The following is a 24,049-nucleotide window of genomic DNA, read 5'->3' as shown; positions in this document are numbered from 1 at the left end:
CGTGATCGATCGTCCGGACAGTCCTGATGTGATGCCGGGACTGTAAACGCTGCGCACGCGTCACGCTATCCTGACAAAGCATGGCATCCTGGCCTGAGCATCACGGCTTTTGTCAGCTGATCGACCTCCGGATGGGAACATCGCGGTCGGCTGCTCGTTATCTGTCCATGCGTCCGGCGAACAAAGCCGGCTTGCTGAAACAGAGCAAAGGAGTTTCCGATGCCAAACCGCAATCCCATTCCGACGCCCGACGCCGAAACGCCGCGTGGCCCTCTGGCGACGCCAGGCTTGCCCGATCGCGGCCAGGATCGCCCGCCGGAGCCGCCGGTTCTCAATCCCGGCGATAGCAAGAACCCGAACGATCCGACGCTGAAGGAACCCGCCCTTCTGCCGATCGGTGACCCAGCGGCCATGGCGTGAGCATGAAGGTCGGACGTACAAGTGACCTCAAGTCGCCCTGTCGAGCCGGCCGGTGATCAGCACTGAGTTCTTCCAAGGCCTCTGCAGCAATGCGGAGGCCTTTCCTGTTTTGAATCTGTGGGCGACGAGGTTCATTGACTTGTATCTTAAAACTGCCAGCCTCATCGCCCAGTCGGGGGATTGGGCTCAATTCAGGCAGCTTTATGCCCAGCTCCGATGGCAAGGACATATATGTTTGACCGATCGGCCATATGGACGACGCCGTCTCACAGGCTGCCATCGCCTTTGAAATAGCCGGGATATTGCACGAAGTCGGGGTTCGGCCGGTCCGGGGCGCCTTTGCTATCGGCCGCCGCCGCATCTCCTGGATCTGCTGCCGAACGGCGTGAAAACCAATCACGCAGGATCCGCCCTAGCGCTTCTTCGCGTGACAGGCCTTCCTGCGCCATGAAGCTTTCCAGCGCGTCTTCCACATCGTCAGGCAGATTTGTCATCCGGGTTCATCCTCTCAAACGCGGGCGAAGCGATGCGGTGTGTCTGCGCTACCCCGATCCTGTTCCCGTACAGGTTTCTGCCAAAGCGATATGCTTCCGCACACCTTATCGGAGACCGAAGTCCTATTGGCAGAAGCTGTTGCCATTGCCATCGACAAAGCAGCGCGATTGCGTGGCGCCCGTGCTGCCGCGACGAACGGAGGAGGGGCGCTCGGAGCGCACACCCGGCCGGCGTCCGCCAATCTGGCCGGATCGGGAATTGCCGCTGCAGTCGATCTGGAAGTTCTGGTTTCCATAGGTGCCCTGTGCGCCACAGCGCCCCGTCGGGGTCACCTCGTAATTCTTATACTGCGCATCGGCCGCTGCGGGCATGAGCAGCAGCGACAGGCTGAGGGCAAGCGGCTTGATCATCGTCGTCTCCCATCCATGCGTGGGCCAGGCGGATTTGGCCTGCACAACAGCGACCCTGCTTCCGGCCAGGCCGCCTTTCCCATAAACTGACGTACAGAGGCGAAGCTCTAGGGTCTCTGCAGCTTCGCGCATATGCCAGTGACCATCTTCACTCTGAATTTAGGGTGGCGGAAGCCTAAAGGCAAAGTCGTGCCACCAAGTTTATCGCAAGCCCATCCGTAAAACACTGGGGGACTACCTCTGGTTGCGCACCCAAATTTCAAGGCAGACAAACCGCTCTGCAGTACAGAGGTCGAAATGCAGAGCCCTCTGGATCGAAAACGGAAAAGAGCTGCGGGCGACTTCGAGAAGTCCACCCGCAGCTCCCGCTGTCTGATCGAGATCGTGGCTTTCAAGCGCCTGCCATTGCAGCCCACCAAACGATCTGCGAAGAGGCGCTTTTAGTCCTTCAGCTCGACTCGATCGAGGATCTGCATCAGCGTGTCGGCGCAGGCCTTCATTGGCTCTTCCTCGTCACACTTGATCTCGACCTTGGTGTCACCCTTCTCGATGCGGAAATGCGCACCCTTGGGCGGGCGCGGCGGCGGCGGCATCGGGCGGCCTTCTTCCATCATCGGCGGACGTGGCCCACGCGGCGGCTTGCCGGCTTCACCCGGCGGCGGCGGGGGTGGCGGAGCCGCTTCGCCGGCAACCGGCGCGGGGCCTCCCGGCGGCGGGGGCGGTGGCGCATCCTGAGCGAGCGCCGAGCCGGCGAGCGAGAGAGCGAAGGCTGCCATCAGCAGGGTTTTCATCCTGTGTCCTTTCGAATGTAAATGACAAGCGATGAATGAGATGCGGGGCAATTCGTTCCTTGCCGATCGGAACGTGACAGCAATTTCATGATCGGGTCGGATTGAGGCAGATCGGGTCGGCATGAGGGTAGGTTCGTTGAACCTAAGGAGCACGACGCAAAAGGCCCTCATATTTCTGTGTAGGCCCTGCCAGAGCGCGAGCGAATCCCGGCAATGAAACATCCGTTACATTGTCGCCCGAAATAACTTCTCTCCACCTGGAAAGGTGAGGGGGGCAGAGCGAGTTGCGCAATGGAATGAATGAGCGCGACAAGCCTCAACGTGAGGGAACTTCACGACACCCCAAAACGACAAAAGCCCTGCAATTGCAGGGCCTTGAAGGTCTTGTAAGACTAATCTGGATGGTGGGCGTGACAGGGATTGAACCTGTGACCCCTACGATGTCAACGTAGTGCTCTCCCGCTGAGCTACACGCCCATCCGATGAGCGGCATAGACCACAAAACCCTTCGCGGCGTCAAGACGGGATGTGAAGGTTTTTTGCGTCTTTTTTGACAGGCCTATGCGGCCAGCATCTTGTTGACCTCGTCGACGAGGTCGCGCAGGTGGAACGGCTTGGAGAGCACCTTGGCATCCTTCGGCGCCTTGGAGTCCGGGTTGAGTGCCACAGCGGCAAAGCCGGTGATGAACATGACCTTGAGGTCGGGATCGAGTTCGGTCGCCCGCCGGGCAAGTTCGATGCCGTCCATTTCGGGCATGACGATGTCGGTCAAGAGCAGCGAGAAGGGTTCTTCGCGAAGCCGGTCATAGGCGCTGGCGCCATTGTCGAAGGACAGGACCTTATAGCCTGCCTTTTCCAGCGCCTTCACCAGGAAGCGGCGCATGTCATTGTCATCTTCTGCGAGGAGAATCTTTGCAGTCATGGATGTCCAGCCGTTGCTGTCCTTAAAGCATCGTGCCGACAATCGGGCGCGGCTCGATGCTCCAGGTTTTTGTTGCTGCATCGGATTTACCGAAAATCGGTTCCCCCTTTTCGGTCCGATGCTCTAGGTCTTCATCATGCCGGTGGCGCAGCGCGCCTCCCGGCCATGACGTCGGAAAATGTCTAGATACCCCGTGAAAAGACGCGGTCAAGCCGCGCCCACGAGGCCCTGAAGAGACTATGGACACAGATGCCTTCCACTGGCAACATGACAGAATGCCGACATGGCGACATGGTAAAAAGGAATGTGATGTCCGAGGCTTCCGGGGAGGCGCTGTTCGAGGTCCTGGAGCCGGCCCAGCAGCTTCTTCCCCTTGTTTTGAACTCGCCGCACAGCGGTCGTGCCTATTCGCCTGATTTCCTTGCGCAGTCGCGCCTGGACGCCTTGTCGATTCGCCGCTCCGAGGACCCCTTTGTCGAAGAGCTGTTTTCGGCCGGCTTGAGGCTGGGCGCGCCCATGCTCAAGGCGCATTTTCCCCGCGCCTTTCTCGATGTGAATCGCGAGCCCTACGAACTCGATCCGCGCATGTTCGACGGCGCTCTTCCGCCTTATGCCAATATCTCGTCCCTGCGTGTGGCCGGTGGCCTGGGCACCGTGCCGAAGCTGGTGGCGGAGAACATGGAAATCTACCGTACGCGTCTTCCCGTAGACAGTGCGCTCGGACGGATCGAAACCATCTACAAGCCTTATCATGCTTGCCTGCGCAAGCTGATCGCCCGCACCCATGTACGCTATGGCTTTGCCGTGCTGATCGATTGCCATTCCATGCCCGGCAATATCAGGGTGACCGGTGGGGCGAGCCGGCCGGATTTCATCATCGGGGACCGGTACGGCACCAGTGCGGCCGGAGAGTTGAGCCGCGCGGCGGTCGGCATTCTCGAGGATCTCGGATTTTCGGTTGCGCGCAACAAGCCCTATGCCGGCGGCTTCATTACCGAACATTATGGCCGGCCGAGCCGGGGGCTGCATGCCCTGCAGATCGAGGTGAACCGCGCGCTCTACGTGGATGAGGCGAGCCTGGAGAAGCGGGCGGAGTTTCCGGCGCTTGCGACCATGATCGGCCTGTTCCTGGAAAGTTTCGCTTTCCACATGATGAAATATGCCGAGAGCCTGCCGCTGGCAGCCGAGTGATCCAATCAAAACGATGAGGTCCCGACCCGCGTTCAAAATCTCACGCGGCGCTTGCGTCGTTGTGCTTGGACATAAGGCAAAAAAAACCGCGCTGACGCGCGGTTAAGTCTAGGGAGGAAACACCCAAGGAGGGTATTTACAGCCACGAATGACTGTAACTATGACAATAATATTGCAGTGCAAAATTGTCAACATGGTTTTGCCGTATTCGCCACATTTTTGCATGAAAAAAGTGCGGGTACGGAAGCTGCTTAAATCGCAAGCAGAGAATAAGGAGGCAGGTCAAAGGAGGTCCTTGCCTGCTTCGGCTATGCAGGCTTTGAAAAGATTGCATAATTCGTCGGGACAAAGGCTGCCTGTGAAGCGTGCTTATTCCCAGGCTGTGCAAAACAAAGGCCTATGATACAGACGCATTGCATCATCTTCACGCATGCTGGCCGCTCTGGATGATGGCAGGGCGGCCTTCCTGTCGTTCCCGATCCGACCGAGGTTTCCATGATCCCCGATCTTGCCTTTCTCAACCGACTGGCGGATGCCGCCAAAGCCGAGACCCTGCCACGCTTCCGCACAGGGGTTGCGATCGACAACAAGTATAAGGTCGGCTTCGATCCTGTCACCGAGGCCGATCAGGCCGCCGAGGAGGCGATCCGCGCGCTGATCAAGGCCGAGTTTCCGGATCATGGCATTCTCGGCGAAGAGCATGGCGGCGAGGGGCTGGATCAGGATTATGTCTGGGTCATCGACCCGATCGACGGCACGCGCGCCTTCATTTCCGGTGTGCCAGTTTGGGGCACCCTGATTGGGCTTTATCATCATGGTCGCGCGGTGATGGGTATGATGGACCAGCCCTTTACCGGCGAACGCTATCTGACGGTGGGCGACGGCACCTACTATCGCGGGCCGGAAGGCGAGAAGCGGCTGAAGACGCGGGCCTGCACGTCGCTTGGCGAGGCGACGCTGTTCACCACCTCGCCCTTCCTCTATGGCCCAGCCTCGGCTGGATCCTACAAGGCGCTGGAGGCCCAGGTTCGGCTCGCCCGTTACGGCTGCGACTGCTATGCCTTCGCGCTGCTGGCCGCCGGCCATGTCGATCTGGTCTGCGAGGCGGGGCTGAAGCCCTATGACATCGCCGCGCTGATCCCGCTCATCGAGCAGGCGGGCGGCGTGGTAACTGATTGGACAGGCGGCCGGCCCGAACAGGGGGGCGACATTCTGGCGGCTGGCGACCCGGCGCTGCATGAGAAAGCCCTGGCGCTTCTCGCCAGCGCGGCGCCATGACAGGGCTGATGCGCAAGGCCTGACCGAGCCTTGCGATCATGGGGCGCATCGACGTGCTTTCTCGGGAGGCCGCTCTGAAGCGCATATCTGAGCATCAGACCGAAAAGTGGGGACCGGCTTTCGGAAGAATCCGATGCGAAAACAAAATCTAGAGCGTCAGACTGCGTATGATTTTCAGTCCGATGCTCTAGACAATGGTCGCCTCTTCCATCTGCTGCGGCAGGCCGCTCTCCACCGAGCCGGGCAGGAAGGCGGCGATGGCGGCCAGCGCCTGGTCGCGATAGCGGTCCGCTTCGTGCAGAACCTCATGGCGGGCGCCGGCGATCGGGATCAGCCTCGCGGCGCGGAAATGTGCGGCAAGCTCTTCCTGCGCGTGATAGGGCACCAGCGGATCGCGCGTCGGTGCGAGGATCAGCGTTGGCACGGTGATGCGCGTCAGATGCTCCTGGCGGCGAACACGCCGCATCGTCCTCAGCGTTTCGTGAAGCCAGCGCGCGCTGGGCGGGCCGAGCACGAGATGCGGATGCGCCTGGGCGATCCGCTCCGCCCGGGCGAAACGCGCGGCATCGGATGTCAGGAGATTGATGGGGAAGGGCAATGGCCCCCGATCACGCGTCAAGGCGAACCGTCCGAAGCCGCTCAGGCTTGCCAGACGGGCCAGCATCGCCACGCGCTCTTCGCTCAGGCTCTGGCCGCCCAGCGCCACGAAAGGCGCGGAGAGCACCATCCGGTCGATCCGGCCTGAGAGCTTGGGCGCCTGCGATAGCGCCACCAGCCCGCCCATGGAATGCGCAAGGAGAAAGAAGGGCAGGCGTGTGTCCGGCAGAACGACCTGGTCCAGAAAGGCCTCGAAATCCGCCTCGTAATCGGAAAAGCGCCGGACATGGCCGCGGCGTGGCAGGCGCGCAAGCAGGCGGTCCGAGCCCGCCTGGCCGCGCCAGTCGAAGGTGGCGACCCATAATCCGCGCTTGAGAAAGCCGCCGATCAGTTCGAAATATTTCTCGATCGACTCATTGCGCCCATGCAGCAGGATGACGGTGCCTTGCACCGGCTGATCCTCCACGCGGAAAATCGCATAGCGCAGCCTGCGGCCATCAACTCCTTGGAAGAAGCCGAGCGTATGCGGCCCCGGCACCGGATTGTCGGGCGTGGGATAGAGAAGAGCATCCGGTGTCATGAGGTCTGCGGGTCCTGTCTGCTGTCAGCGGCCGGGCGCATGCGGTTCGCGCGCATTGTCGCATGCGCAGATGGCCGGCTGGGGACGATCCTAGTCCATCTCGGCATCGCTTGCAGCATTTTCGATGGCCGCAGGCGTGGGAATGCCGGCGCCATAGCCGAGCGGCGCAGCAACGTCGGACGCAGGGAAAAGGGGCCGGAATGCCACGGGGTTGTTTTTGCATTCCGGCCCTTGAGGAGGCGCAGCAACGTTAAAGGAGCCAGTGGCGTCAAAGGGGGACGTCACCTCGGCAGCCACCGCTCCCGTTGCTGCGATGGCCTGTTCTATCCGTCTCAGGCTGAACCTGAGCGGAACCGCATGTTCATGTGCCATTCATCCGGCTGGCGTGAAGCACAGCAAAATGCGCGCCGATTTTTTTCGAATGTCCGCCTTGAACGGGCTGAAATCGGCCCCCATCTCAACGCTGCGGGCGCCGAGACCGGGCCCGCTCACACGGTTCATCCGCCGCCGGCTGCCGGGACGGAAGGATCAGGACAGACCGCAATCCGTTGCTCCAAGGAGGACATTATGCGTCACGTTGATTTTTCGCCGCTCTATCGTTCCACTGTCGGTTTCGACCGCCTGTTCACCATGCTGGACAGCCTCGGCCAGCCCGATCAGTCGCAGAGCTATCCGCCCTACAATATCGAGCGCACCGGCGAGAACACCTATCGCATCACGATGGCTGTTGCCGGCTTCGACGAAACCGAACTTTCGATCGAAGCGCGTGAGCACACGCTGACTGTCAAGGGCGAAAAGAGCGAAGACAAGACCCCTGAAAACCAGTTCCTCTATCGCGGCATTGCCAAGCGGGCTTTCGAGCGTCGCTTCCAGCTTGCCGAATATGTGGAAATCACCTCCGCTTCGCTGAAGAACGGCCTGCTTCATGTCGATCTCCTGCGCGAGATCCCCGAAGCCGCCAAGCCGCGCCGCATTGAAATCACGGCGGCCAACTCGGCTCCGAAGCAGATCGAAGCCTCGACCGTGAATGGCGCCGCTGCCTAAGACAGCGCGTTCCATGGTGAGGACGGCCGAAAGACAGGATCTCTCGGGAGCCTGTTGACGCGGCCTCGCCACCTTGCTTCTTCATGCGGAAACGATAGCAGACGGCGTCCGAATTCGGGCGCCGTTTTTTGTTGCCAGTTCCCAGCGCAGACATGGCGGCTCAAAGAGCGGACAGGAACCGGTCGACGTCCTCGGATCTGGTGGCGAAGCTCGTGACCAGACGGTACATGCCCTCATCCTCGGCAAGTTCATGGGCCATGTCGCGCGGCGGATGCCAGTCGTAAAAGACGGCGCCCCGTTCCATCAAAGCCTGCGCCCGTTCCCGCTGGATGATGACGAAGAGCTCGTTGGCGTCAGCCGCCCAGCCAAGCCGCGCGCTGTTGGAGCCTTTGAGACCATCGGCGAGGCGCCGCGCCATGGCGTTCGAATGGCGGGCCATCTCCAGCCAGAGCCCGCCTTCGAAATAGGCCTCCAGCTGCGCGGAGACGAAGCGCGTCTTGGAGAAGAGCTGAGCCGAACGCTTGCGCAGATAGGGGAAGCCCTCCGCCATCGCCGGATCGAAGAAAACGAGCGCCTCCGCGCACCAGCAGCCGTTCTTGGTGGCGCCGAAGGAAAGAATGTCGACGCCGCGCTTCCAGGTCATGTCGGCCGGCGTTGTTTTCAACGCGACAAGGGCATTGGCAAAGCGCGCGCCATCCATGTGCAGCGGCAGGCGGTATTGGCGGGCGATCGCGGAGATCTCGGCGATCTCGTCAAGCGAATAGACGGTGCCTGCTTCGGTCGCCTGTGTCAGTGTTACCGCCATCGGCTGACCGCTGTGAACGACGCCGGGTGTGAAGCGGCCGATTTCGGCGGCAAGCTTGCCTGCATCCATCTTGCCGAATGGCCCGTCGACGGCCGCCATGCGGGCGCCGAGCGAGAAAAACTCCGGCGCATTGCATTCATCCGCATTCACATGCGCTTCCCGGTGGCAGAAGACATGGCCGCCCGGTTTGGCGACGCTGGCAAAAGCCAGCGAATTGGCAGCCGTGCCCGTGCCGACGAAATAGACCGCGACATCCCGCTCGAAAATCTCCGAAAACAGGCTTTCGACCTTCTTGTCCAGCGCGCTGGTGCCATAGGCGGCGGCAAAACCGCCAGCCGCCTTGACCAGGCTTTCGGCAATGCGGGGATGGGCGCCGGCCCAATTGTCGGAGGAGAAGATCATGGGACAGGTCCTGCAGGATGAACGCGGGGGGACGAAGGTGGCATGTCGTCGGGCGGGCAGCGGGCTGACAATAGGAAGAAGCGCAGGCCAAGCCAAGTCGGCCGAACCAGCCGTCTCTTTGGCTTGCTGAATTTGAAAGCAAACATCGCCAGACCTGTGGTTCGCGCAAGAAAATTACAAAGCCATGCATTTTTACGCAAGGAAGCGACCAAGCCATGCGGTTTTTCCGCATCGACCTCTTGCGGGATCGCGGCGTTTCTGGCATAGAGCAGCCGAAATAGGACAGTCTTGCTGTCCTATTTCGCGCGGAAGACGCCGCGCGTCCTTCAGTCGACGTGCGTCGCATGCCCGCATTATGATGCTGCGCAGCCCGCTTTCGGCAGAATCTCCTTCTGCATGGACAAAGGTGGCGCGGCAGGCCGATCGACCTGCCCGGCAAGGGTTCGGTCGATGGGCCGCTAAGCGCGCTTTGCGCTGCTGGCGCGAACAGGGGCATGCCCCGTTCATGGCAGGCGGCAGACGGCGCGGGGCGGGATCCGACCCGCTGGAGCGCCAAGGCTTCAATTGCGGCTGAAACGAGATCATGCAACCATAGAGGCGAGGCTGCCTGAGGGGAGGGTTCTTCTCCCGCGGCGGCACCTCGGCTGCGGCAAGGCCCGGCTCGGCGAGCGGGGCGCAACTGGAGGAAGACCCATGACGGATCATACGCCAATCGACAGCATCGAGACCGCTGGCGCCGTGAACAAAGCCGTCGCCACGCGACGCGCCGCCGCTCTTCCTGCCCGCCAGGGCCTGTATGATCCTGCCAATGAGCATGATGCCTGCGGCGTCGGCTTCGTCGCCCATATGAAGGGCCAGAAGTCGCACCAGATCGTGCGCGATGGCCTCTTCATTCTGGAGAACCTCACCCATCGCGGCGCCGTGGGCGCCGATCCCCTGATGGGCGATGGCGCCGGCATTCTCGTGCAGATCCCCGATCGCTTCTTCCGCGAGGAAATGGCGGCCCAGGGCGTCACCCTGCCCAAGGCCGGCGATTACGGTGTGGGCTATCTGTTCATGCCGCAGGATGAAGCCCAGGTCGAACATTTCAAGAGCGTGATCGCGCAGGTCGTCACCGAGGAAGGCCAGGTGCTGCTCGGCTTCCGCGACGTGCCGGTCGACAATGCCTCGCTCTCCAAGGCGCCCGACATTGCGGCGACTGAGCCGCGCCATGTGCAGGTCTTCATCGGCGCCGGCCGCGATGCCGCGACGCAGGACGAATTCGAACGCCGGCTGTTCACCCTGCGCAAGGTGATTTCCAACCGCATCTATGACGCCTTCGAAGGGGCCGAGACCGGTTTCTACCCGGTGTCGCTGTCTTCCAAGACGATCGTCTACAAGGGCATGTTCCTAGCCTATCAGGTTTCGGCCTATTACAAGGACCTGGCCGATCCGCGCTTCGAAAGTGCCGTCGCCCTCGTTCACCAGCGCTTCTCGACCAACACCTTCCCCTCCTGGAAGCTGGCGCATCCCTATCGCATGGTTGCCCATAACGGCGAGATCAACACGCTGCGCTCCAACGTCAACTGGATGGCGGCGCGCCAAGCGTCTGTGTCCTCGCCCCTGTTCGGCAGCGACATCTCGAAGCTCTGGCCGATTTCCTATGAGGGCCAGTCCGACACGGCGTGCTTCGACAATGCGCTCGAATTCCTGGTGCAGGGCGGCTATTCGCTGTCGCATGCGGTGATGATGCTGATCCCCGAGGCCTGGGCCGGCAACCAGCTGATGAGCCCGGAGCGCAAGGCGTTCTACGAATATCATGCCGCGCTGATGGAGCCGTGGGACGGTCCTGCCGCCGTCTGTTTCACGGATGGTCGCCAGATCGGCGCGACGCTCGACCGCAACGGCCTGCGTCCGGCCCGCTATCTCGTCACCGACGACGATCGCGTCATCCTGGCATCGGAAGCCGGCACCTTGCCCGTGCCTGAGGAGCGGATCGTCAAGAAGTGGCGGTTGCAGCCCGGCAAGATGCTGCTGATCGACATGGAAGAAGGCCGCATCATCTCCGATGGCGAGGTGAAGTCCGCGCTGGCTGGCAAGCATCCCTATCGCCAGTGGCTCGACAACACCCAGCTGATCCTCGAGGAGCTGAAGCCCGTGGAGCCGCGCGCGCTGCGCCGCGACGTGTCGCTGCTCGATCGCCAGCAGGCTTTCGGCTATACGCAGGAAGATACCCGTATCCTGATGTCGCCCATGGCGACGACGGGTCAGGAAGCTGTGGGCTCCATGGGGACGGATACGCCGATCTCGGCCATGTCCGACAAGCCCAAGCTGCTCTACACCTATTTCAAGCAGAACTTCGCCCAGGTCACCAACCCGCCGATCGATCCGATCCGCGAGGAACTGGTGATGAGCCTCGTCTCCTTCATCGGGCCGCGGCCGAACCTGCTCGACCATGTCGGCGCGTCCCATGCCAAGCGGCTGGAAGTGCGCCAGCCGATCCTGACCAATGGCGATCTGGAAAAGATCCGCTCCATCGGCCACACGGAAGACCGTTTCGACACCAAGACGCTCGACTTCACCTATGAGGTCGCGCTCGGTGCCGAAGGCCTGCCGGAAACGCTCGATCGCCTGTGCGAACGCGCGGAGGCGGCGGTCAAGGGCGGCTACAACATCATCGTGCTCTCCGACCGTCAGATCGGGCCGGATCGCGTGGCGATTCCGGCGCTTCTGGCGACGGCCGCCGTGCATCATCACCTGATCCGCAAGGGCCTGCGCACCTCGGTCGGCCTGGTGGTCGAGTCCGGCGAGCCGCGCGAGATCCATCACTTCTGTCTGCTGGCCGGCTATGGCGCCGAGGCGATCAACCCCTATCTCGCCTTCGACACCCTGATCGACATGCACAAGCGCGGCGACTTCCCCAAGGAGGTCGACGCCAGCGAAGTCGTCTATCGTTATATCAAGGCGGTGGGTAAGGGCATTCTGAAGGTCATGTCCAAGATGGGCATCTCGACCTACCAGTCCTATTGCGGCGGTCAGATCTTCGATGCCGTCGGTCTGTCGAGCGAATTCGTCGACCGCTATTTCTTCGGCACGGCGACGCAGATCGAAGGGATCGGCCTCGACGAGATCGCCAAGGAGACCTTCGCCCGCCATCAAGCGGCCTTCGGCCCCGATCCGGTGCTGACCAACACGCTCGACATCGGCGGCGAATATGCCTTCCGCATGCGTGGCGAATCCCATGCCTGGACGCCCGATGCCGTGGCCTCGCTGCAGCATGCCGTGCGCGGCAACAGCCAGGACCGCTACCGCGAATTTGCCGAGATGGTGAACGAGAGCGCGCTGAGGATGAACACCATCCGCGGCCTGTTCAAGATCCGTACGGCGGAAGAGATCGGCCGCACGCCCGTCTCCGTCGATGCGGTCGAGCCGGCTGCCGAGATCGTCAAGCGCTTCTCGACCGGGGCCATGTCCTTCGGCTCGATCTCGCGCGAGGCGCATACGACGCTGGCAATCGCCATGAACCGGATCGGCGGCAAGTCGAATACCGGCGAAGGCGGCGAGGAGAGCGATCGCTATACGCCGCTCGCCGACGGATCGATGAACCCTGAGCGCTCTGCCATCAAGCAGATAGCATCTGGACGTTTCGGCGTGACGACGGAATATCTCGTCAATGCCGACATGCTGCAGATCAAGGTGGCGCAGGGTGCCAAGCCCGGCGAAGGCGGCCAGCTGCCCGGCCACAAGGTCGACGCGACCGTTGCCAAGACCCGGCACTCCACGCCGGGCGTCGGCCTGATCTCGCCGCCGCCGCATCACGACATCTATTCGATCGAAGATCTGGCGCAGCTGATCTACGATCTGAAGAACGTCAACCCGGAAGCCGATGTCTCGGTCAAGCTCGTCTCGGAAGTCGGCGTCGGCACGGTTGCCGCCGGTGTCGCCAAGGCGCGCGCGGATCATATCACCGTCTCCGGCTTCGATGGCGGCACCGGCGCTTCGCCGCTGACCTCGCTGAAGCATGCCGGCAGCCCTTGGGAAATCGGTCTTGCCGAGACCCAGCAGACCCTTGTCCTGAACGGCCTGCGCTCGCGCGTGGCGCTGCAGGTCGATGGCGGGCTGAAGACCGGCCGCGACGTCATCGTCGGTGCGCTGCTCGGTGCGGATGAATTCGGCTTCGCCACCGCGCCGCTGATCGCTGCCGGCTGCATCATGATGCGCAAGTGCCACCTCAACACTTGCCCCGTGGGCGTTGCTACCCAGGATCCGGTGCTGCGCAAGCGCTTCAAGGGCGCGCCGGAGCATGTGATCAACTACTTCTTCTTCGTTGCCGAAGAGGTGCGCGAAATCCTGGCCTCGCTCGGCTTCACCAAGCTGGACGAGATCATCGGCGCCACCGAGCTTCTGCAGAAGGACGAGCTCATCGCTCATTGGAAGACCCGTGGCCTCGATTTCTCCCGGATCTTCCACAAGGTGGAAGCGGAAAAGGACGCGACCTACTGGACCGAACGCCAGAACCACCCGATCGTCGATATCCTCGACCGCACGCTGATCGAGCAGGCCAAGCCTGCGCTTGAAAGCAAGACGCCTGTGAAGATCGAGGTGCCGATCAAGAACGTCGACCGGTCCGCCGGCGCGATGCTCTCGGGTGCGCTCGCCAAGCGCTGGGGCAACAAGGGCCTGAAGGATGGCACGATCGACGTGACGCTGACCGGCACGGCCGGCCAGTCCTTCGGGGCTTTCCTTGCACGCGGCATCACGTTCCGCCTGATCGGCGACGGCAATGACTATGTCGGCAAGGGCCTGTCCGGCGGCCGCATCATCGTGCGTCCGTCCGAGACTGCCGTCATCGTGCCGGAGGAGTCGATCATCGTCGGCAACACCGTGCTCTATGGTGCAACGTCAGGTGAATGCTACTTCAACGGCGTCGCGGGCGAGCGCTTCGCGGTGCGCAACTCCGGCGCCATCGCGGTTGTCGAAGGCGTGGGCGACCACGGCTGCGAATATATGACCGGCGGCGTGGTGGTCGTCCTCGGCGAGACGGGCCGCAATTTCGCGGCCGGCATGTCCGGCGGTGTCGCCTATGTTCTGGACGAAGCCGGCGACTTTGCCCGCCGCTGCAACATGGCCATGGTCGAGCTGCAGCCGGTGCCGGAGGAAGATGACATGCTGGAAAAGCTGCATCACCACGGCGGCGACATCATGCATAAGGGCATGGTGGATGTGACAGGCGATATGACGCGCCATGACGAGGAGCGTCTGTATCAGCTGATCACCAACCATCAGCACCATACCGGCTCGCCGCGCGCCAAGCAGATCCTGGACAATTGGGCGGATTACAGGCCGAAATTCCGCAAGGTCATGCCGGTCGAATATCGTCGGGCGCTCGAAGACATGGAGCGCATGAAGATGGCGGAAGCCGCGGAATAAAGCCGCGGCCTCTTCTCCCGGAAAGAGGCGGGCAGGCGCGCAAAATCAGCGCCGAGGCAAGCCGCCTCTTACTCCGGCCTTCAAGTTATGGTAGCGGGCTGCCCGTACGAGCCTTCGCGCGCCTCTTTCGAAAGAAGGTGCGCGTTGGGTCGCGCCATGACCGTCAACGGCAGCTAGGTGTGATTTGTCGAAGGAACTGAAAGAACGCGTTGCCTCCGAAGGGGTAATTCCGCTCTCCTGGGTATCGACCGGGCGGGGCGACGATTATCTCAATCTGGGCGATGCTCTCTCCCCTGTCATCGTGGCCATGATGTCCGGCCTGCCGATACAGCATGCCGCCGCCAAGTCCGGTCAGGTGCGGCTGGCGGCTGTCGGCACGATCGGCCATATGTTCGCAGGCGGAGATGTTTCCTTCTGGGGGACAGGCACGTCGCCGCACCTCAACCCCAACCAGTCGACGGAAGCGAAGGTCGTTTACACGCGCCCCGAGAACACCCGCTTCACGACCTATGCAACGCGCGGGCCATTCAGCCGGCGCGTGCTGGATGACACGGCGCCGGGCCCGGCAGTCTATGGCGATCCGCTCTGGCTGCTGCCGCGCTTTCACAATGCGCCGGTCGAAAAGACATGCGAGCTCGGCGTCATCCTGCATCTGTCCGAGCTCGCGGATCGCTCCCATGACGCCCATCCCAAGCCGGATTCGCTGCGCCACCGGGTGGCGCCGGCCGATGCATCCGCAGTCAAGCTGATCAATACGGTCACGCCTGTGAGCATCGATGGACTGCGCCACCGGCTGGACGAGATCCTGTCCTGCAAGCGCATCGTTTCCACCAGCCTGCACGGCATGGTCTTTGCCGAATCCTACGGTATTCCCTGCCTGTACTTCTCTCCGCGCGCGCGAGATGCCGGCCTTGGCCGCATCGATCTCCTGGCGGAGGAAGGGCTGGATCTGCGCTTCGTCGATCTCTATCGCGGCCTTGGCCATGATCATCTCGATGTCTGGTATCAGCCGCGTGGCGAAGAGACCGACTGGGCGGCGCTGATCGAGGCGATCGACCAGGTCTGGAGCCCAAAGACGCTGGATGAGGAAGCGCTCATCCAGTCTTTCCCCCTGCCGCTCAAGATGCTGGCCAAGGGCCCCGGCGGCAGTGCTTTCGATCATCCGCTGGTGCGCGGCCTGCCGACGCAGCGCGACCATTTCGTCGTCAAGACGGCGAAGGAGGCTAAGAACTCCTTTCTGTCCCGCCTCTTCGGGCGCGGCTGAGAAAGGGGATCAAGCGTGGTCATCGAAGCGGCACGACAGCTCCTGCGGCGCAAGAACGATCCGGCTTCCGGCGTTCTGGTTGGGGGACGGATGGGCAAGCGCATCCGCCTCTCGTGGGTCTGGTCCACCGACCGGCATCCCGATGCAAATCTCGGCGATGCCTTAAGCGCTGTGATCGTTTCGGCGATCTCCGGTCTCGGCGTCGAGCGCACGGCTTTCAACAATGCCGAGGAGAGGCTTGCTGCCATCGGCACGATCGGTCACGCCCAGCGTGGCTCCACCATCCATCTCTGGGGCACGGGCTTCGATCTCGGCCGCCATGTCGACGGCACGCCGGGTGCTTATGCCGTGCCCGAGGATACCACGCTGGTGGTTCATGGCGTACGCGGCCGGCGCACGGCCGAAGGTCTGCGCGCACGCGGGCTGACCGTGCCTGACGTCTTCGGCGATCCCGCCTGGTTCCTGCCACGGATTTTCCCGTTCAAGGATGTGCAAAAGAGCCACGATCTCGGTGTGATCGTCCACATTTCCGAGTTGGAAGACGCAGTTGCCGGCGCCTTGGTGCGTGCCACGATCGAGCGCTACAAGCTGCCGCCGGAAATGGCAGACCGCATCCGCATCATCAACACCTATTGCGCGGCCGACATGGCCGGCATGGAAGACAAGCTGCGGGAGATCGTTTCCTGCCGGCGCATCCTGTCGACGAGCCTGCATGGCCTCGTCATCGCCGAGACCTATGGCATCCCCTGTGCATGGTTCTGCACGGCGGCAGGCGAGCCTGGCGATCTGCCCTTCGATGGACCGGTGCCGATCGATCATCGCATGGCGGATTTCTACAGCGGCGCAGGGCGCGAAGCGGTGCTGATCTATCTGCAGCCCCTGGCGCAGCCGACCGACTGGGCGGCGGCGATGGCCTTCATCGACACGCATTGGCGTCCGCTCGACTATACCGGCCAGGCGCTTTTCGATGCCTTTCCGCTGGCAAAGGCGGTGAAATTCAAGCAGGCGGTCTGGCCGCTGCCGAAAGCGGTGCTGGACAGCAACCGCTATTGAAAGGCCTGCCGTGTCCGTCTGTCTCTTGACGGCGCGGAAGAAGTTCGGCTTGGGCGGATACCGCAACATCGCGGGTCCTGGCGGGCCGGCGCAAAGGATTGCCGGTGGCGAGGTGGTTCTCTCTGGGGGAGGGGCACCTGAAGGCGGCTGGATTATGGGGCAGATCATCGCGAGGCGCGAGGGTGGCGAAAACGCCATTTCGGCCGGCAGCACAGTAAAAAGGGTCAGGCAATGGGCAAGGTCACCGGCTTTCTCGAAATCGATCGGCAACTGGCGAAATATCAGCCGGCCTCCGACCGCATCCGTCATTTCCGCGAATTCGTCCTGCCCATGTCGGATCAGGAAGTGCAGAAGCAGGCGGCGCGCTGCATGGACTGTGGCATTCCCTATTGCCATGGCCCAACCGGCTGCCCCGTGCACAACCAGATCCCGGACTGGAACGACCTCGTCTATAACAACAATTGGGACGAGGCGATCCGCAACCTGCACTCGACCAATAACTTCCCGGAGTTCACCGGCCGCATCTGCCCCGCGCCCTGCGAGGAAGCCTGCACGCTGAACCTGGAGGACGCGCCCGTCACCATCAAGACCATCGAGCAGGCGATTGCCGATAAGGCCTATGAAATGGGCTATATCGTGCCCAAGCCGGCCGTGACCAAAACCGGCAAGTCGATCGGCATCATCGGCTCGGGCCCGGCCGGCATGGCCGCAGCCCAGCAGCTCGCCCGCGCCGGCCATACGGTGCATGTCTATGAGCGCGAGTCGCGCCCTGGCGGCCTGTTGCGCTATGGCATTCCCGACTTCAAGATGGAAAAGAACTTCATCGATCGCCGCGTCGAGCAGATGAAGGGCGAGGGCGTGACCTTCCATTGCGGCGTCAATGTCGGCGTCGACCGCACCACGGAGAGCCTGCTGGCTGAGCACGATGCGGTTCTTTATTGCGGCGGCTCGGAAACCCCGCGCGATGCCGGTATTCCCGGTGTCGAGCTGGAGGGCGTGCATGATGCCATGCCCTATCTCGTTCAGCAGAACCGCCGTGTCGGCCGCGAGAACATCGACAGCGTGGCCTGGCCGTCCGATCCGATCCTTGCCGGCGGCAAGCATGTCGTCGTCGTTGGTGGCGGCGATACGGCGTCTGACTGTGTCGGTACCGCCTTCCGCCAGGGCGCCGTCAAGGTCACCCAGCTCGACATCCGCCCGCAGCCCCCGGAAAAGGAAGACAAGCTGGCCGTCTGGCCCTATTGGGCGACGAAGATGCGCACCTCGTCCTCTCAGGCCGAAGGCGCCATTCGCGAGTTCCAGGTCGCCACGCTCGAATTTGTCGGCGATGAGGACGGCATCCTGACCGGGGTGAAGTGCTGCCAGGTGGACGAGCGGCGCAGGCCGATTCCGGGCACGGAATTCGTGATCAAGGCCGATCTCGCCTTCATCGCCATCGGTTTCCGCGGACCTTTGACGACCAGTGTTCTTGCCGATTGCGGGGAGAAGCTGGCGATCAACACTGACAGCCGCGGCTCCAGCAATGTCATCGCCAATGATCGCGATTATCGCACCTCGGTTGATCGTCTCTATGCGGCTGGAGACGTGCGCCGGGGTCAGTCGCTGGTGGTCTGGGCCATCCGCGAGGGACGCCAGGCTGCCCGCGCCATCGATGAGGCGCTGATGGGCGCCAGCGTTCTGCCGCGCTAAACGCTCGATCAGCAACGCATTTCAAGGCCGCCCGCCATGCGGGCGGCCTTTCGATTCAGGGTCTGAGCGTATCGTCGGACAGAGGGACGGCTGCCTGCGCGCCGGCGTCAGATGCGCTTTGCGCCCGATCCGGTCCAGCGAGGGCGCCGGGCAAGCGAAAATCATCGACGCGCCCGGCCGGTGCCGTGGCGACTTCACCTTTTTCGACAAGCAGATCGCGGGGGCTCTTGCCGTCCTTAGCGGCTGCGGGCGTTGCGCCCAGCAGCGTATGGCCGCCATCAAGCTCCGGGTCGGTCAGCGCGATCGGCGCCGTTCGCACGATCGCTTCATTGCCAGCCGGCGCGGTGACGACTCGGTCCTTGAGATCGCCGCTCGGCTCGCTCTGGTCGAGGCCGAGCAGGCGGCGAATATCCTTTTCCAGATAGAAAGCCAGCCGACGCTTGCCTGCCGGGGTGAAGGTGATGCCGTCCTGTCCGCGAAGGCGCACCTGCTGGCCGTTGATATCGGCGCCCGTCATCACGAACTTGCCGTCCTCGTCGGCAAAGCCATCCCAGACGTCGATGAACTGGGCGCCGGTGCTCTCGGCGGCATCCCGGTAGATCGCGTTCAGCGTCACCATGTCGGCGCTCATCATGGTCGCGGGGAAGGGCGGCATGCCGACCCAGAGAACCGGTAGCTTGGCAGCCTGGGCAAGCTTGGCCAGTTTTTCGACGCGGCTGGTATATTCCGTCTTCCAACCCTCGCTGCGGAATTTCTCGCGGGCTTCGCCGAAGCGCAGCATCTGCCGGTCATTGGCGCCCAGGCTGATGACGAGCAGGGCCGGCTTGGTGTCCTCCACAGCGACCGGCAGCATTTTCAGCCAGTCGAAATGGTCGTCCCGCACCAAACCCGATGAACCATCGGTGCGCCCCTCCACGACAATGCCGGCAGTCTCTTCGAACGCCTCGGTCAATCCATCGGCAAGGCTGGACGCGACGAAATCTCCGAGCACGAGAACCTTCTTGGCATCCGCTGCCTTCTCCACCAGCTTCGGCGTCTCGATGACCGTGACGGAGGGCGTCTTTGCCTTTAGCTTGGCGGGTTTTGGCCGGCGGCGCTGTGGTGCGGCCGGACGCTCGTCCAGGCTCGGATCGTCATAAACCCGTGGGGCCTCGCGGCGCACGCGCGGCGTGCCGAACAGCATGTCGAGAATCGTGCGGCGCGGTTCCTGTGCGCTTGCCGGCACCGGCAGCAGGGAGAAGCTCAAAAGCACCATAAGAACGATCCGCGCGCCACGGCTAAAGCCGGCAAGCACATGCCAGGCGCCGCTTTTGGAGTTCCGCGCCTGGTGCAGTCCGATCAAAGCCTTTTCCTTCCCAGTGCTGGCCGCCCCGTCGCTTAAAGAGCGCGTCAGCGTTTCAGCCCTCGTGCCGATTGATGGCAGGCAGAGCAGCCCCGTTTTAGCGCGCCTTGTGCGACGGCACTAGATCATCTGGGCCAAGCGTGATTTTAGCGGCGCAACGCTCGCAAAACATGCTGTGTCGGCTCACCGTCCGGCTCCAGCCCGGCCTGATTCTGGAAAGCCTGGATCGCGGCCTTCGAGCCAGAACCGAAGTTGCCATCGACCTCGCCATTGTAATAGCCGAGTTCCTTGAGACGGGTCTGGATTTCCATCTTCTGGCGCACATCGAGCGAACCGTCCGGCCGGTTCCAGGCCTGCTGCATGCCGCCATAGCCGGCAATCTCGTCTGCCAGAAGGCCGACGGCGAGTGCATAGGAATCGGAAGCATTGTAGCGCTTCAGCACGAAGAAATTCTTGGTCATCAGGAAGCCCGGACCGCCGGCGCCGCCCGGCAGCTTCAGCGAGGCGCGCTGGCCGCCATCGCGGAAGGCTTTGCCGTTGGGCCGGCGCAGGCCAAGTTCGGCCCATTGCTTCAGCGATTTGGTCTGGCCGGCATATTTGGCAAGCGATGCCGGAACGGCCACCTCATAGCCCCAGGTCTGTCCGGGCTGCCAGCCATTCGACTTCAGGAGATTGGCCGCGGTCGCCAGTGCATCCGGCACGGAACTCCAGATATCGCGATGGCCATTGCCATCGGCATCGACCGCATAGAGCAGATAGCTCGTCGGGATGAACTGCGTGTGGCCCATCGCCCCGGCCCAGGAGCCGACCAGTTCGCGCGGGGTGACATCGCTGTTCTGCAGGATCTTCAGCGCTGCGATCAGCTGGGTGCGTGCATATTTGGCGCGCTTGGGATCGGCATAAGCCAGCGTCGCCAGCGCGCGCGGCACGTAATGCAGCCGCTCGTCCTTCTGCAGCACGGCGCCGTAATTCGACTCCATCGACCAGATGGCGAGCAGGATTGTGCGGTCGATGCCATAGTGACGCTCCAGCGCATCCAGCGTCCGCTTGTGCTTGGCGGCCATTTCCTGGCCTGTGCGCTGGGTGAAAGGGTTCACGCGGGAATCGACATATTCCCAGATCTTCGTCGTAAATTCCGGCTGATAGGCAGCCTTCTGGATGACATCGGGATCGGGCGTGCGCACGCCGGCAAAGGCCTTGCGATAGGTCGTCTGGGTAATGCCTTCCTTGGCGGCGACTGCATAGAAATTGTTGATCCACGTCTGGAAGCCGGAATCGGCAAGCGACGGGCCAGCGCCAAGGGAGATCGACGCGGCGATCAGGGCGGCGGCGGTGCGGCCGAGAAGGGCTCTCCGGGTGGTCATGGGCGGCGTCCTTTCCATGTCGTTCATCGCATGTTCAGCGTGGGGCCGATAGGCCGGCAATGCGCCTGCAGTCAGAGCTTACGCTGTCAGCACGGAGCGGGGCTGTCTTGAGGATGCCCTCCAGGCCGGCTGAGGGAGATCGTAAACCATGAAAGTCAACAAACACTTTACCATGGATTTTGGATGGTTGCCTGCGCTTGCAAAACCCACCAGACTTTGCGTAGGTCTACTCTTGTGAACAGCGTGTGCGCCTATACTTCGCTGCAATGCACCAAACGACGCCGATTGATCGCTTGAGGGATGAATATTAACAATCGAAAACATGAGCTTGGCAGCTTTTCGCACGTGCGTGCGTTTTTTTGTCCCGCCCCCTTAGAATATCATATTCATCTGTGCTAATCGGGTTGCATCATCAAATTCTGCTCACCTTTCTGTAAACTCCGGAGAATTCCATGACCGACGTGCGTAAAGTTCGAAAAGCCGTGTTCCCCGTTGCTGGTCTCGGCACACGCTTTCTGCCGGCAACGAAGGCCGTTCCGAAGGAAATGCTGACCGTCGTCGACAAGCCCGTGATCCAGTACGTGGTCGATGAGGCTTTGGAAGCCGGGATCGAACATCTCGTTTTCGTCACCGGTCGCGGCAAGGCGGTGATCGAGGATTATTTCGACATTCAGACCGAGTTGGAACAGACCCTGCGGGAGCGCAACAAGAAGGCCGAGCTGACGCTGCTCGAAGGCATTCTTCCGGCTGCCGGCACCACCAGCTTCACCCGCCAGCAGGCGCCGCTCGGTCTTGGCCATGCTGTCTGGTGCGCGCGGGACATCGTCGGTGACGAGCCCTTCGCGGTTCTCCTGCCCGACATGATCATGAAGGGCGAGAAGGGCTGCCTCAAGGGCATGGTCGATCTCTACCAGCAGAGCGGCGGCAATGTCATCGCGGTTGAGGAATGCGCGCCGGATCTCGCCCATAAGTACGGCATCGTCGGCGTGGGCGACGCGATCGGCGAAGGCTTCAAGATCACTCAGATGGTCGAAAAGCCGGCTGCCGGCACGGCACCGTCCAACTTCTTCATCAACGGCCGCTACATCCTGCAGCCCGAGATCTTCAAGATCCTGGAAACTCAGGAGCGCGGCGCCGGTAATGAAATCCAGCTGACGGACGGCATGCTGAAGCTGCTCGAAAGCCAGCAGTTCGCCGGCTATCACTTCCGTGGCGAAACCTATGACTGCGGCGCCAAGGATGGCTTCATCCTCGCCAACGTCGCCTTTGCCCTCGCCCGCGGCGATATTCGCGGCACCGTCGAAGGCCCGCTGAAGGCGCTGGTCGCCGGCCTCTGATCGAACGGCATCACAGACGTAAGAGCGCCCGGCCTCAACGCCGGGCGTTTTCGTTTAGGGGGCCTTTTCAACGCCGCATGGTCAGGCCGATGCCGATCTTGGCGATGCCGGCATTGATTCCGCTGTCGCGCAAGGTGCGCTCATAGGAAATGTCGCCGGTCAGAGCCAGCGCGCGGTTGATATCCCAGGTGAGCCCGGCGCCCGCGAACCAGACGCGCTCGTCCGGCGTGGCGGAGCCCGACGGATAGTTGCGCAGGGTCAGGCCGCCGGACAGGCGCGCCACCAGCGCATTGCGCAGCTCGCGCGTGGCGCGGCTGGTCAGCGAATACGCGATTGCGCCGGATTCCCCTGCGGTCGTCGAAGGCTCCAGCGCCGTCGTCAGGCTGGTGGCGATGTTGGTACCCCGCTGGGGCGACCAGTTGACGAGCCCATCGACGGTCAGCGCGCCGATGTCTCTCAGCCTCCCGTCGTCAAAGCCGTAATGACCATAGCCGAGCGCCAGTTCGCCGCCGAGCTTTTCGCCGAAATCGACCTGCAACCCGCCGCGCCCGCCCCAGCTGGTGTAGGAGCGCTCATAGCCTGATATGTCGCGCCGTTCGTCGTAGAGCCCGCGGCCCAGCGAGGCTTCGATGAAGGGAATGAGCGCCGGCGAAAGTTCATAGCCGAGCCTGCCAGTGGCCACGCCGACATTGCGATTGCGGTCCTTCAGCGAGAGCGTGGTGCCGTTGTCGAGCTCGACGTCGCCATAGGCATAGCGCGTCCCGTCAAGCCGGGCAGAGCCGCGCAGGATGCCGAAATCATGCTCGATGCTGGAGCCCAGTGAGAATTGCTGAACGGTCGATTGCGTCGTCGCATTCGCCACGGCATTCGGATCGGACGCATCTTCACGCTCGACCCGGTAGCCGGCCTTTAGATGGGCCGTGGTCTGGTGGCTGACATCGAGCCGGAGGTCCGCATCGATATCGACGAAGGGGTCGGTGGCGCCTTCGCCGGAGATATTCTTCTGCCACGCGCCCTGGCCTGTCACCGTCAGCTGATGGCGTGACCAGTCGGAGGTCAAGGTGGCGTTCACCCCGGTTTCCAGATAGCCGCGATGCTCACGGCTGGCACCATCGCGCCGGTTCTCTACATTGATCGATTGGTTGATCGACGGCTTCAGGGTGAAGGTGCCGAGCCGGATGCCAGGTGCATCGTTGCGCGTTGGATCAAGCCGCGTGCGCAGCCCGTCGACGCTGCCCTCGCGCTGGTTGAGGCGGGCCAGATCGTCGCCGACAGCCGGCGCGTCGCCCGCTCTGCCGATGCGCCCGCCTGAGGAAAGATCGCTTGCCGCGTCTTCATCGCGCGCGCCAGTGCCGGCCACACGGGCTTGGGTGGCGGCCTGGAGCGTTGCCGTGCTGAGGCCATTGTCGGCGCCGTCCTCGTCATCCGAGGAGGGTGGCGCCGGCGTGTCGACTGGCGTGGCCGGGGATGGCTGGCGCATCTGTTGTGCTTGGGCCGCCTCGCTTTCGAGGCCCGCGACCACGACGCCGGCGAGCGCCAGAAGCGCCAGCAAGCGGCCAAGGCGCCTGTCGCGCCGTGCCGAGGTCGAGATGAGGGACACCATGGCCGAAAGGTCCGGATGCGAGGAACAAACTCTTTCCGGACCCTAAGGATTTA

Annotated in this window: 18 protein-coding genes and 1 tRNA gene; 9 read left to right on the top strand and 10 right to left on the bottom strand. The window is 62.6% G+C overall.

What is annotated here, in order from left to right; all coding sequences use genetic code 11:
- Positions 1-219 precede the first annotated feature (219 nt).
- A complete protein-coding gene (locus tag BMX61_RS09310; protein ID WP_075626926.1) occupies positions 220-420 on the top strand; it encodes a hypothetical protein in 201 nt (66 codons plus the stop codon).
- Between the two features lie 266 nt (positions 421-686).
- Here BMX61_RS09310 and BMX61_RS09305 read toward each other — a convergent pair whose 3' ends face one another.
- The 5 genes from BMX61_RS09305 to cpdR1 form a co-directional block, all read right to left on the bottom strand.
- Positions 687-914: a hypothetical protein gene (locus tag BMX61_RS09305; protein ID WP_075626927.1), complete on the bottom strand. Its 228-nt coding sequence runs from the start codon at positions 912-914 to the stop codon at positions 687-689.
- Positions 915-1,037: 123 nt separating this feature from the next.
- Positions 1,038-1,325, bottom strand: coding sequence for a hypothetical protein (locus BMX61_RS09300; protein WP_139198901.1), 288 nt, complete (start codon positions 1,323-1,325; stop codon positions 1,038-1,040).
- 440 nt (positions 1,326-1,765) lie between these two features.
- Complete coding sequence (locus tag BMX61_RS24645) at positions 1,766-2,116, bottom strand: hypothetical protein (RefSeq protein ID WP_075626929.1); 351 nt, start codon at positions 2,114-2,116, stop codon at positions 1,766-1,768.
- 402 nt (positions 2,117-2,518) lie between these two features.
- Positions 2,519-2,593, bottom strand: a tRNA-Val gene (locus BMX61_RS09290).
- A gap of 82 nt (positions 2,594-2,675) precedes the next feature.
- Entirely contained in the window at positions 2,676-3,038 is a 363-nt protein-coding gene (gene cpdR1 / locus BMX61_RS09285) for a response regulator CpdR1 (RefSeq protein WP_075626930.1), read from the bottom strand.
- Positions 3,039-3,347: 309 nt separating this feature from the next.
- Between cpdR1 and BMX61_RS09280 the strand changes: the two genes are divergently transcribed.
- Both BMX61_RS09280 and hisN read left to right on the top strand, forming a co-directional pair.
- On the top strand, positions 3,348-4,229 hold the full coding sequence (locus tag BMX61_RS09280) for an N-formylglutamate amidohydrolase (RefSeq protein WP_075626931.1): 882 nt from the start codon (positions 3,348-3,350) through the stop codon (positions 4,227-4,229).
- Positions 4,230-4,724: 495 nt separating this feature from the next.
- The gene (hisN, locus tag BMX61_RS09275) at positions 4,725-5,507 is read left to right on the top strand and encodes a histidinol-phosphatase (RefSeq protein ID WP_075626932.1); all 783 of its coding nucleotides are present in this window, start codon (positions 4,725-4,727) and stop codon (positions 5,505-5,507) included.
- 187 nt (positions 5,508-5,694) lie between these two features.
- On the opposite strand, the gene BMX61_RS09270 is transcribed toward hisN, so the two are convergent.
- The gene (locus BMX61_RS09270) at positions 5,695-6,684 is read right to left on the bottom strand and encodes an alpha/beta fold hydrolase (protein ID WP_075626933.1); all 990 of its coding nucleotides are present in this window, start codon (positions 6,682-6,684) and stop codon (positions 5,695-5,697) included.
- Positions 6,685-7,251: 567 nt separating this feature from the next.
- On the opposite strand from BMX61_RS09270, the gene BMX61_RS09265 reads away from it, so the two are divergent.
- Positions 7,252-7,728 (top strand): Hsp20 family protein, encoded by a 477-nt coding sequence (locus BMX61_RS09265; protein WP_075626934.1) that lies wholly within the window; start codon positions 7,252-7,254, stop codon positions 7,726-7,728.
- Positions 7,729-7,888: 160 nt separating this feature from the next.
- On the opposite strand, the gene BMX61_RS09260 is transcribed toward BMX61_RS09265, so the two are convergent.
- Positions 7,889-8,935 (bottom strand): threonine aldolase family protein, encoded by a 1,047-nt coding sequence (locus tag BMX61_RS09260; protein ID WP_075626935.1) that lies wholly within the window; start codon positions 8,933-8,935, stop codon positions 7,889-7,891.
- A gap of 693 nt (positions 8,936-9,628) precedes the next feature.
- Between BMX61_RS09260 and gltB the strand changes: the two genes are divergently transcribed.
- From gltB to BMX61_RS09240, 4 genes are all read left to right on the top strand, one after another.
- Positions 9,629-14,344 carry a glutamate synthase large subunit gene (gene gltB / locus BMX61_RS09255; RefSeq protein WP_075626936.1) on the top strand — a complete coding sequence of 1,572 codons (4,716 nt, stop codon included), beginning with the start codon at positions 9,629-9,631 and terminating at the stop codon, positions 14,342-14,344.
- A gap of 184 nt (positions 14,345-14,528) precedes the next feature.
- A complete protein-coding gene (locus BMX61_RS09250; RefSeq protein ID WP_075626937.1) occupies positions 14,529-15,608 on the top strand; it encodes a polysaccharide pyruvyl transferase family protein in 1,080 nt (359 codons plus the stop codon).
- A 15-nt stretch (positions 15,609-15,623) separates the two neighbouring features.
- Positions 15,624-16,661 carry a polysaccharide pyruvyl transferase family protein gene (locus BMX61_RS09245; protein ID WP_234794638.1) on the top strand — a complete coding sequence of 346 codons (1,038 nt, stop codon included), beginning with the start codon at positions 15,624-15,626 and terminating at the stop codon, positions 16,659-16,661.
- Positions 16,662-16,892: 231 nt separating this feature from the next.
- On the top strand, positions 16,893-18,350 hold the full coding sequence (locus BMX61_RS09240) for a glutamate synthase subunit beta (RefSeq protein WP_075626938.1): 1,458 nt from the start codon (positions 16,893-16,895) through the stop codon (positions 18,348-18,350).
- Positions 18,351-18,405: 55 nt separating this feature from the next.
- Here the strand turns inward: BMX61_RS09240 and BMX61_RS09235 are convergent, their stop codons facing one another.
- Both BMX61_RS09235 and BMX61_RS09230 read right to left on the bottom strand, forming a co-directional pair.
- Positions 18,406-19,692 (bottom strand): SGNH/GDSL hydrolase family protein, encoded by a 1,287-nt coding sequence (locus tag BMX61_RS09235; RefSeq protein ID WP_075626939.1) that lies wholly within the window; start codon positions 19,690-19,692, stop codon positions 18,406-18,408.
- 146 nt (positions 19,693-19,838) lie between these two features.
- The gene (locus tag BMX61_RS09230) at positions 19,839-21,056 is read right to left on the bottom strand and encodes a lytic murein transglycosylase (RefSeq protein WP_075626940.1); all 1,218 of its coding nucleotides are present in this window, start codon (positions 21,054-21,056) and stop codon (positions 19,839-19,841) included.
- 452 nt (positions 21,057-21,508) lie between these two features.
- Between BMX61_RS09230 and galU the strand changes: the two genes are divergently transcribed.
- Positions 21,509-22,393: a UTP--glucose-1-phosphate uridylyltransferase GalU gene (gene galU / locus BMX61_RS09225; protein WP_075626941.1), complete on the top strand. Its 885-nt coding sequence runs from the start codon at positions 21,509-21,511 to the stop codon at positions 22,391-22,393.
- 67 nt (positions 22,394-22,460) lie between these two features.
- Here galU and BMX61_RS09220 read toward each other — a convergent pair whose 3' ends face one another.
- A complete protein-coding gene (locus tag BMX61_RS09220) occupies positions 22,461-23,996 on the bottom strand; it encodes an outer membrane beta-barrel protein (RefSeq protein WP_075626942.1) in 1,536 nt (511 codons plus the stop codon).
- Between the last annotated feature and the right edge of the window lie 53 nt (positions 23,997-24,049).

The organism is Xaviernesmea oryzae, from assembly GCF_900109605.1.
Classification (GTDB): Bacteria; Pseudomonadota; Alphaproteobacteria; order Rhizobiales; family Rhizobiaceae; genus Xaviernesmea; species Xaviernesmea oryzae.
The sequence above is the reverse complement of the archived record's forward strand: the minus strand, read 5'-3'. Positions and strand labels throughout refer to the sequence as shown.

Coding starts and splice junctions, on each gene's coding strand:
- BMX61_RS09310 (WP_075626926.1), top strand. CDS start 220: ATGCCAAACCGCAATCCCATTCCGACGCCCGACGCCGAAACGCCGCGT.
- BMX61_RS09305 (WP_075626927.1), bottom strand. CDS start 914: ATGACAAATCTGCCTGACGATGTGGAAGACGCGCTGGAAAGCTTCATG.
- BMX61_RS09300 (WP_139198901.1), bottom strand. CDS start 1,325: ATGATCAAGCCGCTTGCCCTCAGCCTGTCGCTGCTGCTCATGCCCGCA.
- BMX61_RS24645 (WP_075626929.1), bottom strand. CDS start 2,116: ATGAAAACCCTGCTGATGGCAGCCTTCGCTCTCTCGCTCGCCGGCTCG.
- cpdR1 (WP_075626930.1), bottom strand. CDS start 3,038: ATGACTGCAAAGATTCTCCTCGCAGAAGATGACAATGACATGCGCCGC.
- BMX61_RS09280 (WP_075626931.1), top strand. CDS start 3,348: ATGTCCGAGGCTTCCGGGGAGGCGCTGTTCGAGGTCCTGGAGCCGGCC.
- hisN (WP_075626932.1), top strand. CDS start 4,725: ATGATCCCCGATCTTGCCTTTCTCAACCGACTGGCGGATGCCGCCAAA.
- BMX61_RS09270 (WP_075626933.1), bottom strand. CDS start 6,684: ATGACACCGGATGCTCTTCTCTATCCCACGCCCGACAATCCGGTGCCG.
- BMX61_RS09265 (WP_075626934.1), top strand. CDS start 7,252: ATGCGTCACGTTGATTTTTCGCCGCTCTATCGTTCCACTGTCGGTTTC.
- BMX61_RS09260 (WP_075626935.1), bottom strand. CDS start 8,935: ATGATCTTCTCCTCCGACAATTGGGCCGGCGCCCATCCCCGCATTGCC.
- gltB (WP_075626936.1), top strand. CDS start 9,629: ATGACGGATCATACGCCAATCGACAGCATCGAGACCGCTGGCGCCGTG.
- BMX61_RS09240 (WP_075626938.1), top strand. CDS start 16,893: ATGGGCAAGGTCACCGGCTTTCTCGAAATCGATCGGCAACTGGCGAAA.
- BMX61_RS09230 (WP_075626940.1), bottom strand. CDS start 21,056: ATGACCACCCGGAGAGCCCTTCTCGGCCGCACCGCCGCCGCCCTGATC.
- galU (WP_075626941.1), top strand. CDS start 21,509: ATGACCGACGTGCGTAAAGTTCGAAAAGCCGTGTTCCCCGTTGCTGGT.
- BMX61_RS09220 (WP_075626942.1), bottom strand. CDS start 23,996: ATGGTGTCCCTCATCTCGACCTCGGCACGGCGCGACAGGCGCCTTGGC.